We start from the raw sequence: 16,985 nt of genomic DNA on the forward strand, positions 1-16,985 counted from the left end.
GGGCGGATTCAATCGGTGGGTGCAACACCAACTAGTTTGGCCAGTTTCTCAGCAGGGGTCTCGTAATCCAAGCCCTTCCGGGGGCGGGTGTTGAGTTCGTACTCGGCCGCGGCGACTTCTGCGTCGGTGACACGGGTGAAGTCGGTGCCCTTGGGGAAGTACTGACGCTTGAGTCCGTTGCTGTTTTCGTTGGTGGGACGCTGCCACGGGGAGTGGGGATCACAGAAGTACACCTTGCAGGAGGTCTCGTCGGTGAATCGGTGATGGGCGGCCATCTCTACGCCCTGGTCCCAGGTCAACGAGCGCCACAGCGAAGCGGGTAACTCTCGGGCCATGATCGTGAGGATGTCGGTGACGGTGAAGGTGTCATGGACACAGACCCGCCGCATCATCGTGTACTTCGTGTGACGCTCATCGAGGGTGACCAGCGCGGAGCGTAGATCCGACCCGATGATCAGGTCACCTTCCCAGTGGCCTGGCACCCGCTTGTCGTCAGCCTCCTCGGGACGTTTCGCCAGGACCGCGTCCTCCCCGATCCAGCCCCGGGGTTTAGCAGGCAGCTTCGATCTCGGTCGACGTTTGCTGCGGCCCTGACGTAACGCCTTGTCAACCGTCAATTCGTGACGCAGTGACCCGGCGGTCTGGATGTAGAGCGCCTGGTAGATCGTCTCGTGACTCACCCACATGTCCTCCCGGTCAGGGAATTCGAGTTTCAACCGGCCCGAGATCTGCTCGGGAGAATCACGCCGCTTCAACCGCTCGACCACCTCAGCACGCACCGCGCTACCAGGGGCCAGTTTCCCAGGCTTCGGCCGTTTCCGGGCCTGGTCGGCACGTGTCTGCGCGGGACGCCACCGGTACTTACCCTCAACGGATCCGCGTTGACGCTCCCGCCACACCGTCGAACGGGCCACCCCCAACTCGGCAGCGATCCACGTGTCACCACGTCCCTCGCTCAGCCGGATCGCGATCACCATCCGACCCGCCTGAGTCAGCCTGCCATTGCAATCGACCCAGTCCCCCTCGGGCACCCGACGCGGCTCCCGCGCCGCCCGCGGCCGCAGCTCGGGCACACCCCCGAGCCGCCCATGCTGCAACTTCACACCCTCGAGTTTGGCCCACCTCCACACCATCCCAGGCGAGATACCCAACCCCCGTGCGACTTCTCGCGCACTGAGCCCCTCAGCCAACCCGGCAAGGGCAACCCCACGCTTCTCCGCGACCGACACAACACATCCCCTTCAGATCTGTTGCACTCACCCCCTGAACTCGCGGGCGTGTCGCACGGTGACCCCATCCAATTGCTCACGGCTGGCCTGAGTTTGCAGGGAGCGGAAGACATCCGCTACAGTTGATCGTCGGTAAGCGGGCCTATAGCTCAGGCGGTTAGAGCGCATCCCTGATAAGGATGAGGTCGCTGGTTCAAGTCCAGCTAGGCCCACCAATGAACCCCTAGGCGACTAGGGGTTTCGTTATTTTCACTTGAAGTTGTACCGGATTGGTACCGGATGCGTCGCGGGAAATGGTCCGCGCGCGAGCCCATGACAGCCGCGTAGGCGCCTCGGGCTCGCAAGCCCAGCCGCCGCCACCGAGTACGAGACCATCTCCCCCGATACCTTCTAGGTAGCCCCGATGGTCGGGGTTCTGGTCGCCAGGCCCGGCATGACTTACTGCCCCTGTCATTGATGATCCGGGGGGTGTTGTCACCGGGTCCTGGTGGCGTGGGTTGATCGCTGATAGGGACACGGCCCGCTGGATCGACAGCGTGGTCTCTTCGTAACGTGGGTGCCGACGATCTTCGCCTGACTTGGTGACCAGAATGAGTCCTTGAAGGAGGACTGCCATGGATCAAGACCGGTTCGCGCCCCCACCCATCCTGAGCGAGCAGCCCGGGAGTTCACCTCGGCCCCGTCCTGGAGAGGGCGAGCTGATGCTGGGGCGGGGTGGGTTGCGTCGCGGCCGCCGGTGAAGAGCTACCGGATGACCTCCGACCAGGTCGGGATCTGGTGGCCGTTCCTGACCGCGAGCCCGCTGCCACCGACCGGGGCCGCGATGGGCACCGACATCGCCAACGGCACCACCTTCTACGTCGACCCGCACGGCTGGGTCCTCGACGACGCGGTCCCGGTCACCAACCCCAACATCTTCATCTTCGGGAAACCAGGCCGCGGGAAATCAGCCTGGGTCAAAGCCTTCCTCAACCGCATGTTCGCCTTCGGCTACCAGGCACTGATCCTGGGCGACCCCAAGGACGAATACGAACCCATGTGCCGCCACTTCGGTGTCGAACCCTGGGCCATCGGCCCCGGCATGCCCGCCCGCCTCAACCCCCTAGACCCCGGACCTCTCGCCACCGGCTGGCACACCCTGAACGTCGACGAGCAGCGCCGCCGCACCGCCGTGATCTTCGGCCGCTGGGTCGTGCTGCTCCGCTCCCTGATCGGGTCACAGAGCCTCGGCCAAACTAAGGTCCCCGTCGGCCCCACCGAGGAACAGATCCTCACAACCGTCCTCCAGCACCTCAGCCACGCCACCACCGACGCCCGAGAACTGGCACCCATCGTCATCCCCCAGTGAATCGCCCCGGGTCTGGTGGAGGGTCTGAAATCCCGAGAGGATGATGACCATGCCAGCACCGAGGAAGTACCCGCCGGAGCTTCGTGAGCGTGCGATGCGGCTTGTTGCCGAGGCCAGGAGAGAGGATCCGGAGTTTGGCAGATGCAAGCCGATGTCGGGTCTGGTAGTGGAAATCTTTAGAGGGTCCCCTCCGCCCTGTCTTATATGGAGATCAACGAGGTGCCGTTGCCTCATCGACTCAACCACCAATCCGAGTTCGACAGACTCCCTAAGGGGATCCACACCAAGCGTCGCCTTGAGGTGCCAACCGATCTCCCACAGCCCGTATACATCGTCGGTAAGCAGTTCTAGGATCTGGCGCTCGACATCGTCGTGGTTCATAGAGTCGGGTTCCCGTCTAACGGAATCGGATCTGCACTGCGGCAGCCCTCGCCGTCACCCGCCCCAGATGACAAGCACCACAGGGGTCACCCGGTGGGCTGTTTAGTGGGTCGGTGTAGCTGTACGGGACGGCGGGGTCAGGAGTCGCGCCAGCCAGCCGCGCAGCTCGTCCATGTCCGCCAAGAATGGGTAGAACCGGGACGCACCTCCCCGACTCAGCCCCGGAGGGTGATGTCCGCGCACCCATAGTGATCAAGCGGCAGCCAAGTATTGCGTCGGCGGGGAAGGGTTTTGCATGATGACGTTAACAGGCCCCTCCAGCGTAGGGCGGCCTCACCCCGATTGTCTCCGGAGCCCCTGTGCATAGAACCACTCCCCTGGCCATCGTCCTTGCGATCGCGATGGCCGTCGGTGTCCTAATCCCGTCCGTTGCGGGCTTGACCGCCGCCGCTGATGACGGACCAACGATCAGGCGAGCGGCTAACGGGGCGCCGGTGACGATCCCAGCCATCGCCAACTGGGAGTCCGCCTCTGGGGCTTTCTTCTTTGCAGCCTCCACCCGCGTCGTGGCAGGGTCGGCGGAAGAGTCGCCAGCCGGACACCTCGTAGCCGGCCTCGCTGGGGCACTGGGCACGACCGTGCAGCGGGTGTCGCAGAGTGCCGTGGCGGGCGACGTTGCCCTGAAGCTGGATCCGACGTTGGCCGTTCTGGGCGACGAAGGTTCACGCATCACAGTAGGGAACTCGATCCTCATTGAGGCAGCCACCGAAGCCGGCCTCTTCTACGGCGTCCAAAGCGTTCTGCAATGGGCAGTCCAGGCCGGCATCACCAGCGCCATCCCCGCAGGCGTCGCCACTGACGCTCCCGAGTACGAGATCCGCGGCATGGGAGTGTGCGCCTGCATCATCAATGTGTCGATGGAGACGCTCGAGTCAGTCATCAAGCAGATGGCCTACTACAAGATGAACGAGCTCTGGCTAGAGATCAAGCTTGAATCCCAGACGCTGCCGCTGGCAAACGTGTGGTCGTACTACACCCCCGCCCAGGCACGACACATCACCGAGTTCGCCCGCGAACACCACATCCGCATCATCACCGAGGTCAACTCGCCCGGACACATTGGCCCGTGGATCGCCGAGTACCCAGAGTTGCAACTGACCCGCGACGACGGCCTCAAGGAGCCGACACGTCTCGACATCAGCAGCCCCGTCGCGCTCAGCACATTGCAGGACATCTACGACGAGTACATGAAAGCCTTCGACACCGGCGGTTACTGGCACATGGGTGCCGACGAGTACATGTTCGGCGTGCCAGGAGGCGTCAGCCGATTCCCGCAGTTGCTCGCAGCCGCGAAGGCGAAGTTCGGTGCTGACGCCCGTGAGCAGGACCTCTTCATCGACTTCATCAACCAGATGAACGCCTACGTCCGCGCCGACGGTCGGACGCTGCGGATCTGGAACGACGGCATCCCCGTCGAATACAACATCGCCAAGCTCGACCCATCGATCATCGTTGAGCACTGGCAGCACGACGCCGGGGCAGGCATGGTCGGAAGGTCCGCCCAGAACCTGCTCGCTGACGGCCACGATCTAGTCAACGCCAACAAGAACCTTTACCACGCACGCCCCAATGGCCTCTGGCGCCAGCCCTCCCAGCTGTGGGCGGACAATTGGACCCCGATGCACTTCGTCAACGAAGGTGTCGCGGACGACTCGACCACGCCAGGCAAGGTCTTGGGCGGAAAGTTGACGCTGTGGCCAGACAACGGCCCCGCAATGACGGAGCGTGAGCAGATGACTGCGGTGCAGGAGACGTGGCGCTTCACCGCTCAAGCCACCTGGGGCAGCGCCCGACCCGTCGCCGATTACGCCTCGTTCCGAGCCCTGGGAGAAGCCATTGGCCGCGGTCCTGTGACGGACCTAGTGAATTGGCGACCCGTCCCCGGCGGCACGTACGAGATCCAGACCACCAGCGGTTCGCTGGTTCCGGGCAACCCCGTCACCCTCGGAGCAGCCACCCGCTGGACCCTGACCCCAACCGCTGACGGCTACTACACCGTCCGCGCGGTTGATACCCAGCAGTGCCTCGACATGGTTGGCGGCACTGGTTTGCAGTTGGGCACGCCGATGAACTTTGGCCAGGCGCCCGTCACGGGGGCCTGCGCATCTCGCAACCTGCAGAAGTGGTGGGTTAAGCAAGTTCCGGGCGGCTTCACGTTCACCAACGCCATCACCCAGCTGCCGCTGGTCGCCGCGGGCACCGCCGTACGCCAGCAGGACCCCAACAAAACGCAGCCCACCGTCTTCCGCCTGATCGGCGACGGCGTCACGCTCGACGGCTCCTTGCCAGCGCGCATCACCGCTGGTCAGCCCGTGCGCCTGTCGCTGACCGCAGGCAATCTGACGGGCGCCGCAGTCTCCGACGTGAAGGTATCGGTCACTGCACCGGAGGGCTGGACGGTCGCGCCGTTGGACATCAGCATGGCCTCCCTGCCAGCACAGTCGTCGACAGACATGGAGTTCACTCTCACGCCACCGGCCCAGTGGACCGGTCCTTTCATGGCGGTAGCGACGGCGTCCTGGTCGGAAGCCGGGACGACGCGCACCACCAGCCTGAACCTCACTTCGGCGATGGCGTGCTCCGCAACGCCGACGTCGCCCAACGCCGTCACCTGGGTTTCCAGCGAACAGACCAGCGCTAACGAAATGGCGCCGGCGACCAACGTCATCGACGGCTCGCCCAGCACCTACTGGCACACGAAGTGGGATCCGACCGCCGAGACCCATCCGCACAACCTTGTGGTGAGCTTCAACGACGCCAAGACGCTGTGCGCTGTCAATCTCACCCCGCGGCAAGGCTCCTCGTCGGGGGCGCAGAACGGTCAGATCAAGGACTACTCGATCTACACGACTAACGACGACGCCGTCGCCGCTCAACGCTTCGGCGCGACCGTGCCGACGGGCTGGGGTGCTCCGGTTGCTACGGGCACGCTGCCCGCGTCGCAGGCAGTGCAGACGATCACGCTTGCAGCCCCCGTGCGCGCCAAGTACCTGCTGCTCGTCGCCAGGTCGGCTCAGAATGCGGCTCACCCGTGGACGACCCTCGGGGAACTCTCCGTCGATGTCGCCTCACCGGCGCCGAGCCCGACCCCCACGTCTTCGGTATCGGCGACACCGACGCCGAGCGCTACCCCGACGCCCACGGCAACTCCCACGCCGACCCCCACACCAACGCCGACGGCAACTCCCACGCCGACCAAAACGGTGTGGCCCATTCCGACCGTGACACCGACCCCGACGGTCACGACGACGCCTAAGCCGACGCCCACGCCGACGCGGTCGGCCAGCCCTGCACCGAAGCCGACGCCCGGTCCCGTCGACATCTACATCACCCCGGGTCTCCACAGTTCCGGCGGCCGTCAGTGGAGCACCACGTGCGAAGCTTACTCGCAGACGAGGCGCTGCCGCACGGAGATATGGGCCACGCAGGTCAGCTATGTAAGTGGAGCCTTCGTGAGCAAGACCGGCTGGTTCTTCAACAATCTGACCTACCTGCCGCTGATGACGCAGCAGCAATGGGGCGCCAACATCCTGGCCAGCCCTGGCGAGTTCGTCTCCGGCGGCCGCCAGTGGAAGACCGAGTGCAACACCGCTCTCACCGGACGAGGTGGTTGCCGCAGCTACATCTGGGCACCAAACACCCCGCACTCCAAGCAGAACGCGAACGGCACATGGAGCCACTACTTCGCCGACGTCTGGCTGTTCAACAACATGACGCGCTTCCGCACCAACTGACAGCCCACCGCACACCTACGACAACAGGACAACTCATGACACATCGCAAACCCCGGTCGTTGTCCGCGGCGCTGACCGTCGCCGTCGCGTCGGTCCTCGCGCTCACCGTCGCTCCATTCGCTCCGTCTGCGCAGGCTGCCCCCAACGAAGCACCGAAGGTCATCCCCTCGCTGCAGGAATGGGTCGGCGACGAAGGCTCGTTCGTCCTCACGCCGAGCGCACGCATCGTCGTCGACGCTGCCCTGGTGAGCGTCGGCGAAAAGTTCGCCGACGACCTCGGGGCCGTGACGGGCGTCGACGTGGCGGTTGTTCAGGGCACACCAGCGGCTGGTGACCTCGTGCTGCGCCTCGACGGTGCGCTGGCTCACGGACCCGGCGGAGAGCGTTTCGCTGAAGAGGGCTACATGCTGCGCGCGACGACCTCGCGGCTCGAGATTACCGCTCCGACGAGCCGCGGCGCCTTCTACGGCACCCGCACCGCGCTCCAGGGCATCCTTCAGTCACCGGGGCGCGCGAGCTTCCCGGCCGGTGTGACCACCGACTGGCCAGACTACGAGTCCCGCGGGTTCAGCCTTGATGTCGGTCGACGCTTCTTCACCGCCGAATTCATCCGCGACTACATCTCGATGATGAGCTGGTACAAGCTCAACGAGTTCCAGATCCACCTCAACGACAACGAGATCTGGAAGCCAGCGACGGGCTGGAAGGACGCCTACGCGGGATTCCGCCTGAAGTCCGACAACCCCGAGTTCGCTGGCCTCGCCTCTACCGACGGCTCCTACGACCGCGCGGACTGGCAATCGTTTGAGGATGCCGCCGCCTCACATGCAATCACCCTCATCCCGGAAATCGATGTGCCTGCGCACTCGCTCGCTTTCATCAAGTGGCGCCCCGAGCTCGGCCTCGACAGCGGAATGGTGGACGGCCAGCCGAGTATCCAATCGGATCACCTCGACCTGACTCCGGCCAAGACGGCCCACACCACCAGCGTCATCAAGTCGGTGTTCGACGAGTTCATTCCCTGGTTCGAGGGGCCGGATGTGCATTTCGGCGCCGACGAGTACCCCAAGACCTACGCCAACGAGTACCGCGACTTCTTCAACGAGATGGCTGCTCACATCCGCAGCCATGGCAAGCACCCGCGCGCCTGGGCAAGCATGAAGTGGATGCACGGAACAGCGGAGGGCTACGACCGCGACGTCACTGTCAACGCGTGGAGCAACGACTGGTACGAGATGCCAGCTGCGGTCGCCGATGCGTACAAGTTCATCAACACCAACGATGCGACGCTCTACGTCGTCCCGACGGCGAACTACTACCACGGCATCAACGGGCTACCGAACCAGAACCTGTACAACACCTGGCTGCCGAACCGGCTCGTCAACTCCGCCCCCGTTCAGCCTGGCGCTCCAGCTGGCGCGATGTTCGCCGTGTGGAACGACCTGGCCAACAACGACTACACCGAGATGGACGTGCATCGCCTGGTGCGCGACTCTTTCCCCGTCATCGCGCAGAAGACGTGGAACGCGGAGGCCCCGACACTCTCATACGCCGCGTTCACCCAGGTGCGCGACGCCGTCGGCGCAGGTCCCGGCCTGTCCCTCATCGATAGCCAGCCGCGCACTCCCGTCGCCAACGACCTGACGACCGACGCAACCGTCACCGCACTCGGCAGTGACCCGGATCATCCGGCGAGCGCCCTGCTGGACCGGATGCCGTACACGCGTTGGCAACACAGCTCCAACGACTCGTCGTTCGTCATTGACCTCGGGTCGGCTCGCGCCGTAGCGCAGGTCAAGGTGGACTGGGCACAGCCGCTCCCCACCCAGGTCGACGTGGAGCTGTCTACCGACGCTCAGGCATGGGTCAAGGTGGCCGACGACCGCCCGGGAACGGAAGCAACAATTTCGTTTGGCGCACAGACTGGGCGCTACGTCCGGGTCAGCGCATCAGCGGATAGTCGCGTCGGCGCATGGGGCGTGAGCGTGTTCGGCCCCGCACCGATCAGCCAGAGTGCGACCGTGACAGCCTCCGGGCAAGAAACCCCGGCATTCCCGCCGTCGCTGGCGATCGACGGCGACCTCTCTAGCCGTTGGTCTGCCAACAACGTGGCTCAGCCATGGATCCAGTTGGACTTCGGGGCGGTCAAGCCGTTCTCGCAGATGGACCTCGCGTGGGAGGCCGCCTCAGCTGGCGCCTACACCATTGAGGCCTCCAACGACCCAACCACCTGGCGAACGATCGCCACACGCTCGGGGCTGGCGTCCGGCGCTCGCACAGACCGACTCACGATTGAGCCAACCTCGGCTCGCTACGTCCGACTAACGGTGACTGCCAAGACCATGGGGCAGTACCTGAGCTTGTACGAGTGGACGATCCCCGGCGACGCCACCGTGACGCCAACGCCTACCCCCACGCCGTCGGTTAGCCCGACGCCCACACCGACACGCACCCCAACGCCATCGGTGTCTCCCACCCCGACACCCACAATCACAACCACACCCACAGCGTCGATCTCGCCCACCCCGACGGTGACTCCAACAGCCACCGCGTCGGCGACCCCGACCCCGACGCCGACGACGTCGCCTAAGCCTTCGGTGAAGCCCACTGGAACGCGGACGCCTTCGGTCCCCGTCGGTCCACCTTCGAAGCCGGGTGATGTCTACTCGCCCGGGCGCCACAGCGTCAATGGCCGCGAGTGGATGACTACGTGCGAGTCGTACTCGGTCACCTGGCGCTGCCGGACAGAAATTTGGGCAACCCAGGTTGTGCGGGTCAACAACACCTACGTTCAGCGTAATGGGTGGGTGTTCAACAGCCTGACCTACCTCGCCTCTCCCAGGGCGATCTGGGCAGGCAACCCGCTAGCCGCAAACACCACGTGGACTGCAGCGGACGGCCGCGCGTGGCGCACCGAATGCGACACGGCCGCTACCGGTCGCAACGGCTGCCGCAGCTACGCCCAGGCGAAGGTGATTGCCACCCGGCACATCAACGGCTCCAACGCATACGTCACGGAGACCCAATGGGTCCTCAACAACATCGTGCGATTTAGCTGACAGCCACCAGAATGAAGGTGAGGCGGAGGTCCCACCGTAGCGAGTCCGCGTGATTAGGAACACGCGAGGATGGAACTCTGCGTCACCGCGTCGTACTTCGGGTAACCGAGGTAGTAGCGTCGTGCTCCGAAACACGCGACCTCGGCAACCAAACAGGCTCTTCACAGATAGGAGTGGATCAGGGGTCTGAACCCGCCTGCTTCGAGTAGCGACCTGAGTCGGTAGTTGGCCAGGTTCCGGAACCCCAGCGCGATCCCGCGGAGGTGTTCGAGGCGGCCGTTGATGGCCTCGGTCGGCCCATTCGAGGTGCCGGGATGGTCGAAGAACGCCAGGATGTCGTCACGGCGCTTGTGCAGGGTCCGGCCGAGTTGGGCAAGCTCGGCCAGCCCTGTGGGAGCGGCGGTCTTGATCGAGTCGATCAGCTTCGAAAGCGCTGCTCGACCTGCCGCCCGGTCCTTGTCGCGGTAAGCGGAAATGATGTTCTGGTAGACACTCCACGTGACCTCGACCTCGGCATGGTCCTCAACGGCGAACAGAGCATCGAGGCGGATGTTCTGCCGCTGGGTGAGTAGATCGATGCCGGTCTGGAGGAGCCGGCGGGCTTTGTAGAGAGGATCGTCCTTGCGGCCACGGCCACCGGTGAGTTCACGCTGAACCCGTTGCCGGGTCTGGTTCAGCTTGTCACCTACCAGAGCGACAACGTGGAATGGATCCATCACAGTGGTCGCGTCAGGGACGGCCTCTGTGGTGGCGGACTTGTAGCCGGTGAACCCGTCCATCGCGACGATCTCCACCCCAGCCCGGAACTCAGCCGTCTGCGCCTCGAGCCAGGTCTTGAACACCTCCTTGGAACGCCCCGGGACCATGTCCAGCAACCGTGCCGTGCCGGTATCGTCCCTAACGGGAGTGAGGTCAATGACAACGGTGACGTACTTGTCACCGTGGCGGGTGTGACGCCAACAGTGCTCGTCGACCCCGATCACCTGCACCCCCTCGAGCCGTTCAGGATGGCCGATCAGGACCTGCTGCCCGAGCTCTGTCACGGCATCGTGGATGGTGCCCCACGCCGATTGCAGCACCGCCGCCACGGCACTGATCGAACAGTGGTCAAGCACCACTTCCTGCAGCGCCCACCACACCGCTGAGTGGGTCAGTTTCGACCTCGGCGCAGCGACGGTCCGGAGCCGATGCCGCCACACCCTGCCACAGTTGCGGCAGCGATACCTGGGGGCCCTCACCTGCAGCTTCGTCGCCGCCCGTCCGACCGGCAGATGCGTGAACCAGCGGATGAAGCTGTCATGCCAACCACCCGTCCCGCCGCACCCCGGGCAGGTGTCGTCCGGCAGGACCGGTTTGCAGAACAAGGTGGTCTTGTCTGGCCACACTTGCTGCGCCTGCACCTCGAGACCCAGGACGTCGATGCGGGCGAAGGTATTCAGATCAGGAGCGGTGATCGCGGGCGTGGCAGGAGTCGGTGAGGTAGCGTGAACCATGAGCCTTGTTCGTTGCGAGGAGTGGACTAGACACTCACATCCTCCCAGCGGCAAGGCTCCCCACGTCTACTCACCCGACAGACGCCGTCCCACCCTTATCTTTGAAGAGCCGTCAAACCAGAGCACCCACGCGACGACGGCGACTATTGCCTGTGCGTTCCGTTGAGTTCGGTCGCGAAGAAAGCCGAAGCCGCCTTCAAGATCTCGTTCGCACGTCGTAGTTCCGCGTTCTCCCGCTTCAGGCGCTTGATCTCCCGCCGCGCGTCGGTCGGCACTCGGGGCCGGTCTCGCGGGTCGACCTGCCCCGATGGATCCGCGCCCGGATCGTCTCCGGAAATGCCGAAGCGAGTCAAGCGAGGTTGGTCGCGGCCGCTGCCCAGGTTGTGCCCGTCCGCCCAGCGCGACGCGCCGGAGCTCGCCTAGGCAGGCAGGCGCAGCGTCGCCGCGAGCCCACCTCCTGCACGCGGCGTGAGATCCAGCGAACCGCCGTGGGCTTTCGCAATGGCGTCGACGAGCGCCAGCCCCAGACCGTGGCCCGCACCTGCGGTCCGCTGCGCTCGGGCGAAAGGCTCGATCCACGTGCGGATCTCGGCCGTGTCCAAGGCAGGGCCACCGGATTCCACGATGATTTCGGCATTCTGGCCCACCTTCGCCAGGGTTAATGACGCGTCCTCACCGTGTGTGATCCCGTTGCGCACCAAATTCTCCACCGCCTGGCGCACCAGGGTAGGGGAGGCGGCGACCGTGATCAGCTCCGCCGCCACCGGCACGCCCTGCCCGTGCGTGATGTCACGGCACAGCGCAGCCAGATCCATCTCTTGCCTGTCGCCGAGGTCCACGTTCGCCAACTGCAACAACGCGGCTATGGTCTGCGCGGCCCGCGCGTTGACCTCCCGAACCCGTTCCAAGGTCTCCCGCAGCGACGCTTCGTCGCCGCTGGCCAGCGCCACATCTGCCATCGTCTGAATCGTCGCGACAGGTGTCTTCAGCTCGTGAGAGGCATTCGACGCGAAACGGCGTTGCCGCTCGAGGGCACCCGCCAGCTCGTCGAGCATCGCGTTGAGCGCGGCCGCCAATTCGCCCACCTCATCCGCGGGTCCCTCGTGGTTGATCCGGGCGCCCAGGTCACCCCGGGTCACGGTCGCAGCGTCGTGTGCGATCTCCCGCAGCGGTTTGATCACCAGACCGGCCACGAACCAACCGATCAGCCCAGCGACTGCGGTCAGCAGCGCCAGAGCAACCACGGAAGCCAGCAGCACGCGGCGCAGGATCTCATCGGTGATGGGCACTGCCCCGTCAATCACCAGGCCGTCATCCGGGGTGGGGATCTGGGCCAGAAACGGCACCGGGGTGAGCTTCAAATAGGCGTATACCAGCCCGATCAGCGCCAGGCCCACACCCAGGACGGTAGCCACGAACATCACGGTGATGCGCGCGCGCAGACTCAGCTTCATCGCGGCACCTCCGCCACGTAGTAGCCAGATCCTGCCACGGTGTGCACGATGCGCGGTCCGCCCAGTTTCTTGCGCAGGTGTGAGACCGTCACGCGCGGGGAGTTCGTGAAGGGGTCGGCGTTCTCATCCCAGGCCTCCGCCAGCAGGTCCTCCGCGGAGATCACCGCGCCAGCTGCCCCCATAAGCACCTCCAGCACCGCGAACTCCTTCGGGCTGAGTGAAACGTGTGCACCGCCCCGGGTGACCTCCCGGCGGAGGGTGTCCAGTCGTACGTCGCCGCAGCGGTAGACTTCGCCGCGCACCGGCAGGTTGCGCTTGGCTAGAGCGGCAACCCGCGCGATCAGCTCCGGGAGCTCGAAGGGCTTGGGAAGGTAGTCGTCCGCGCCGAGGTCGAAGCCCATCAGCCGGTCGTCGAGCGTCCCTGAAGCGGTCAGCATGATCACCCTCGTCGCCGGGTGGGTATCGACGACCCAACGGCAGATATCGTCGCCGTGGATACCCGGTAGGTCCCGGTCCAGCACGAGGACGTCGGGGCGGATCTCGTCGATGAGCGAGCGCGCAGCCGCACCGTCATAGGCCGCGTCAGCTTCCATGTTCGCGTCGTTTAGCGCAGTGCAAATGGCATCGGCGAGGTAGCTTTCGTCGTCGACGACGAGAACCCGGATCGTCATGACCTCTATCGTAACTGCCTGCCTGTCGCGCCGACGTTAACGCTCTCGCAACATCGGGGTGCGTAGCGTCCTGGCCATGCAGAACCGAAACGTTGGTATCGACGTTGCGCGGGCCGTGGCGCTCGTCGGCATGATGATCGCCCACCTGACCTACCTCGACGGTCTGGCCGTGCAAGTGTTCTACGGCTTCCCAGCCGCGCTCTTCGCATTCATCTCCGGGGTGTCGATGGGCTACATGCGGGCGCGCCCCGCCCAGTTCATCGTGCGCGGGCTGTGCCTGATTGGCATGCACTTCGCGCTCGCCCCGTTCACCGGGCAAGTGTTTGTGGTACTCGGCACCATCGGACTGTGCATGGCGTTGCTCGCCTGGGCGCCGCGCTGGAGCTCGCCCGTGCTTCTGTGGTTGGCCTGTGTTTTGGCCTTCGGCTCGGCGGTGCTGGCCTCCGGCTCAGTGGTGCTGATTGCCGCGTTCTGGCCCTACTCGCCAGTGATGTGGGCGACGCTTATGGTCGCCGGGATACTGTTCCAAAGGCACATGATCGCCCCAAGGTGCCTTGTTCTCGGCTTCGTGGTCGGGGCGGGGCTGTTCGTCGCGAATCTTGCGCTGCGTTGGTACGTCCTGCTGCCTGAGTTTTTTGACGCCAACGGCCATACCGGAGGCCTTGGCGATGTCGCGGGCAGCATCGGGACGTCGGTGGCTATCTGCTCGGTGTGCTGCTTGTTGCAGCGCTGGATCGGCAGGCTTGCGCCACTAGGTCGCATGCCACTTACCGTGTACTGCATCCACGCGCTCACGGCCGATTGGCTGGCGCCGAAATGGTTCGGCATCTGGGTCAGCCTGGCTGGGGCCATCGTCATCTCTTATGCCTGGCTCGCGATCTTTGCGCGTGGCCCGATCGAAACTCTGCTTCGCCGCATCACCGCGGCCGTAGGAAAGGAAAAGAATGAAAAAATTCGCAGTTAGCGTCGTTACCGGAGTGATCGCAGCAGGAGCGCTCAGCGCTGCGCCTGCTGCTGCACTGCAGAGCACAACCTTCGCGGAGGAGACCGAGGAAGCCAAGCCGGTCGTCTCCGTGCGTGTCGATGACTCCGACCCGGATGACGGAGTGTGCACCGGAACCGCGATTGATCCCCACTGGGTAATCACCGCCCGGCACTGCGTCGACGCTGCGGCCAAGCAGGGGGGCTCCGTGCGCATCGGCCAGGGGGATCAGCAGCGGGTGTACAAGGTCGATCGCCACGAGACCGCCCCTCGTGGAGATATCGCCCTGCTGCACACCGAGCAGGAGATGGACCTGGAGAAATTCGCCGAAGTGGCAGATGAGGTGCCCACCGGGGATGTCAATATTTACGGCTGGTCCTCCGACGGTTCGGGTGGCTCCACGAAACTGCCCTCTGCCCAGGCCGAGATCCGCGGTGAGTCGCCGCTGGCACTCTACGAGGCACCCACGGCCCTCGAGGTCGCACTGAAGGACGGCGCACGCATTCAGCCCGGCGATTCCGGAGGCGCGATCTTTGCCGACGGCAAGGTCGCCGCCATCATGTCCGCCGGCCTCTTCGAGGACCCCGACAACCCGACCGAGGAGGAGATGACCTCCAACGCTGCCGTCGCAGTGGCGCCAGTGGCCGATCAAGTGAACTGGATCCGCGGGATCATCGGCGCAAATGATGCGATGGAGACCGGAGAGGCATCCGAACCAGGCGGCGCTGCGGCCGAGGCGCCCTCCGAAGGCTCTGAGGGGATCTGGGGCACCGTCGGCATCGGTGCGGGCGTCGCCGCTCTCGGCGCAGCCGGCGTGTGGCTGCTGCTGCGCCGCCGCGCCGCCTAGCTGTACATCACCGGCAGGTCATGAACGGCTGACTCGGAGAAGAGCCTCCGGGCAGGATGCGGGTCACCACACTCGCGTCCTGCCACGGAGGTCTTCGTGTCCCACGTTCATCAGCCTATGGCGCCGTAAGGGCGTCGCCTCGTTGTTCCTGCCGCGGATCAGGGTCGCGTCGGGCAGCGGAACGGTTCCAGCGCTCTCAGGCCACGGCGACACGGCGGTCGGCAGGTATCGGACGGGTGCTGGCCCGCGGCCGGATGTCGAAGCTTGTCGCCATCGACCTGGCGACCGGGCTGCCCATCCGCGAAGATAAGCCCCGCTACGAGATCGCCGCGCCCGGAGGCCTCGTCCACGCCGACATCAAGCTGCAAGGCCGCATCCCCGATGATGGCGGATCCACGGCCGCGGGGCGCGCCGATCGCAGCGGGTCGGCCGTGGCGATGTCGAGCGCGGCCGTCCCGAACAATCCGCTCGGCCATCCCGACAGTGGATCGCTCGCCCACGAGCCGCGCGGCATCTGGATCACGCCGAAGAGCGCGATGGTGGTGCGTTCGGGTCTCGGAGTCGATGATGCGCCAGAAGCAGCCCTCCCTCCGAGTCAGACCCCAGCCCGGGGTTGCCAGACTCCATTCTCACTGTCGACAATGTGAGGAGCGGTCATCGTTGGTGTGTCCTTTGAGAGAGTTGTGAGAGATGAACTCGAAAGATCCCACGGTGACCGCGCTGTCGTCCTTCGACGACCACGGCCACTGTGGGGGCTACACCACTATGAGGGACTTAACCCGGTGAGAAAGTCCCGTGGCCAACGCGAGGACTTGTTTGACCGGCCATCGAGTCCCGTCAAGGTCCACCCAGTACTGTTGGATCTGACCTGGGCGATGCTGGGCAACGCTGTCTCGCACGTCGGCATCGGACAGCTCGAACTGCTGACCGGCCAGAGTGAATGAGATGGTGACCATGAGCGCCGCTCCTTTGCCCTTCGCCCAGCCTTATCGCGCATCTCACCCTACGGCTTGGGGAGCCACCGACAGCGAACCCCTCGGCAGTCGGGCAGGGAAGAGTCCGAGGCCTCAGCGGGCGAACAGGACGCAGCGACTAAGTCCGGCGTGACTCGCTAGATGGCCCCACACGTTGGATGTCACCTATTCATGCAGCAGTCCCTCTCGAGCGCGTCCAGGGGCAGGTCGGTGGGCATCTGGTTCATCGTGCGCCACCCGACGATCCGCCGGGAGAACACGTCCGTGACGAACGCGGTGAACGCCATCCCCGACCATGTCGGAACATAGGTGAAGTCGACGACCCAAGCTCGTTCGGGCGGTCGGCGCGGAAGCAGCGTTGCACGTGGTCCGGTGGGCGATTCGCAGCGTCATCACGCTTGGTGGTGATGAACTGCTTGCCCCGACGGATGCCGCGGAGCCCCTGCTGCCGCATGAGACGCTCCACCGTGCACCTCGCGACGACAATGCCCTCGCGGCGCAGCAGCCGCCACACTTTCCTGACGCCACTGACCCCACGACCGAGCCTCCGGTCCCAGAACACCCGCTCGATCTGCACGACCAGTTCCGCGTCCGAGATGCTGCGGGCAGAGGCCGGCCGCTTCTTGAAGGCGTAGTAACCGGATGAGGCGATCGGCACGGCATGCTCGGTGAGCACCCGGCAGATCGGCTCGACCCCGAACCGGTCACGATGATCGTCGATGAATTGAACTACCACGGCAGTCGCGGGTCGAG

11 protein-coding genes, 1 tRNA gene and 2 pseudogenes are annotated in these 16,985 nt (G+C 65.0%); 7 read left to right on the top strand and 7 right to left on the bottom strand.

Annotated elements, in window-relative coordinates; all coding sequences use genetic code 11:
* Positions 1–8 precede the first annotated feature (8 nt).
* A complete protein-coding gene (locus ACZK4S_RS15150) occupies positions 9–977 on the bottom strand; it encodes an IS30 family transposase (protein ID WP_386086559.1) in 969 nt (322 codons plus the stop codon).
* 390 nt (positions 978–1,367) lie between these two features.
* On the opposite strand from ACZK4S_RS15150, the gene ACZK4S_RS15155 reads away from it, so the two are divergent.
* The 4 genes from ACZK4S_RS15155 (at position 1,368) to ACZK4S_RS15170 (ending at position 9,811) form a co-directional block, all read left to right on the top strand.
* Positions 1,368–1,444 (top strand) — tRNA-Ile (locus ACZK4S_RS15155).
* A 536-nt stretch (positions 1,445–1,980) separates the two neighbouring features.
* On the top strand, positions 1,981–2,577 hold the full coding sequence (locus tag ACZK4S_RS15160; RefSeq protein ID WP_463644822.1) for a putative type IV secretion/conjugal transfer ATPase: 597 nt from the start codon (positions 1,981–1,983) through the stop codon (positions 2,575–2,577).
* A gap of 875 nt (positions 2,578–3,452) precedes the next feature.
* A complete protein-coding gene (locus ACZK4S_RS15165) occupies positions 3,453–6,752 on the top strand; it encodes a family 20 glycosylhydrolase (RefSeq protein WP_463644823.1) in 3,300 nt (1,099 codons plus the stop codon).
* Between the two features lie 35 nt (positions 6,753–6,787).
* Positions 6,788–9,811: a glycoside hydrolase family 20 protein gene (locus tag ACZK4S_RS15170; RefSeq protein WP_463644824.1), complete on the top strand. Its 3,024-nt coding sequence runs from the start codon at positions 6,788–6,790 to the stop codon at positions 9,809–9,811.
* Between the two features lie 161 nt (positions 9,812–9,972).
* Here the strand turns inward: ACZK4S_RS15170 and ACZK4S_RS15175 are convergent, their stop codons facing one another.
* The 4 genes and pseudogenes from ACZK4S_RS15175 to ACZK4S_RS15190 all read right to left on the bottom strand — a co-directional run bounded on the left by ACZK4S_RS15175 (position 9,973) and on the right by ACZK4S_RS15190 (position 13,423).
* On the bottom strand, positions 9,973–11,304 hold the full coding sequence (locus ACZK4S_RS15175) for an ISL3 family transposase (protein WP_463644830.1): 1,332 nt from the start codon (positions 11,302–11,304) through the stop codon (positions 9,973–9,975).
* A gap of 179 nt (positions 11,305–11,483) precedes the next feature.
* Positions 11,484–11,606 (bottom strand): annotated as a pseudogene (locus tag ACZK4S_RS15180) (IS3 family transposase); the annotation flags it as partial.
* A gap of 117 nt (positions 11,607–11,723) precedes the next feature.
* Positions 11,724–12,758, bottom strand: a complete 1,035-nt coding sequence (locus ACZK4S_RS15185; RefSeq protein ID WP_463644825.1) for a sensor histidine kinase — start codon at positions 12,756–12,758, stop codon at positions 11,724–11,726.
* Positions 12,755–13,423, bottom strand: coding sequence for a response regulator transcription factor (locus tag ACZK4S_RS15190; RefSeq protein ID WP_463644831.1), 669 nt, complete (start codon positions 13,421–13,423; stop codon positions 12,755–12,757). Before ACZK4S_RS15190 ends, ACZK4S_RS15185 begins: the two co-directional genes overlap by 4 nt.
* An 82-nt stretch (positions 13,424–13,505) precedes the next feature.
* Here ACZK4S_RS15190 and ACZK4S_RS15195 point away from each other — a divergent pair, with 82 nt between their 5' ends.
* The 3 genes from ACZK4S_RS15195 (at position 13,506) to ACZK4S_RS15205 (ending at position 15,905) form a co-directional block, all read left to right on the top strand.
* Positions 13,506–14,393, top strand: coding sequence for a DUF418 domain-containing protein (locus tag ACZK4S_RS15195; protein ID WP_463644826.1), 888 nt, complete (start codon positions 13,506–13,508; stop codon positions 14,391–14,393).
* A 13-nt stretch (positions 14,394–14,406) separates the two neighbouring features.
* Positions 14,407–15,258 carry a trypsin-like serine protease gene (locus ACZK4S_RS15200; protein ID WP_463644827.1) on the top strand — a complete coding sequence of 284 codons (852 nt, stop codon included), beginning with the start codon at positions 14,407–14,409 and terminating at the stop codon, positions 15,256–15,258.
* 254 nt (positions 15,259–15,512) lie between these two features.
* Complete coding sequence (locus ACZK4S_RS15205) at positions 15,513–15,905, top strand: hypothetical protein (RefSeq protein WP_463644828.1); 393 nt, start codon at positions 15,513–15,515, stop codon at positions 15,903–15,905.
* Between the two features lie 488 nt (positions 15,906–16,393).
* On the opposite strand, the gene ACZK4S_RS15210 is transcribed toward ACZK4S_RS15205, so the two are convergent.
* Both ACZK4S_RS15210 and ACZK4S_RS15215 read right to left on the bottom strand, forming a co-directional pair.
* A complete protein-coding gene (locus tag ACZK4S_RS15210; protein WP_463644829.1) occupies positions 16,394–16,519 on the bottom strand; it encodes a hypothetical protein in 126 nt (41 codons plus the stop codon).
* Between the two features lie 188 nt (positions 16,520–16,707).
* Positions 16,708–16,968, bottom strand: a pseudogene (locus ACZK4S_RS15215) (hypothetical protein); the annotation flags it as partial.
* Positions 16,969–16,985 lie beyond the last annotated feature (17 nt).

It is taken from the genome of Tessaracoccus zhenghani (genome assembly GCF_055326325.1).

What these genes read in the sequence shown, in the direction of transcription:
- ACZK4S_RS15150 (WP_386086559.1), bottom strand. Translation starts at nt 977, where the DNA reads ATGGTGATCGCGATCCGGCTGAGCGAGGGACGTGGTGACACGTGGATC.
- ACZK4S_RS15160 (WP_463644822.1), top strand. Translation starts at nt 1,981, where the DNA reads ATGACCTCCGACCAGGTCGGGATCTGGTGGCCGTTCCTGACCGCGAGC.
- ACZK4S_RS15170 (WP_463644824.1), top strand. Translation starts at nt 6,788, where the DNA reads ATGACACATCGCAAACCCCGGTCGTTGTCCGCGGCGCTGACCGTCGCC.
- ACZK4S_RS15175 (WP_463644830.1), bottom strand. Translation starts at nt 11,304, where the DNA reads ATGGTTCACGCTACCTCACCGACTCCTGCCACGCCCGCGATCACCGCT.
- ACZK4S_RS15185 (WP_463644825.1), bottom strand. Translation starts at nt 12,758, where the DNA reads ATGAAGCTGAGTCTGCGCGCGCGCATCACCGTGATGTTCGTGGCTACC.
- ACZK4S_RS15195 (WP_463644826.1), top strand. Translation starts at nt 13,506, where the DNA reads ATGCAGAACCGAAACGTTGGTATCGACGTTGCGCGGGCCGTGGCGCTC.
- ACZK4S_RS15205 (WP_463644828.1), top strand. Translation starts at nt 15,513, where the DNA reads ATGTCGAAGCTTGTCGCCATCGACCTGGCGACCGGGCTGCCCATCCGC.
- ACZK4S_RS15210 (WP_463644829.1), bottom strand. Translation starts at nt 16,519, where the DNA reads ATGGCGTTCACCGCGTTCGTCACGGACGTGTTCTCCCGGCGGATCGTC.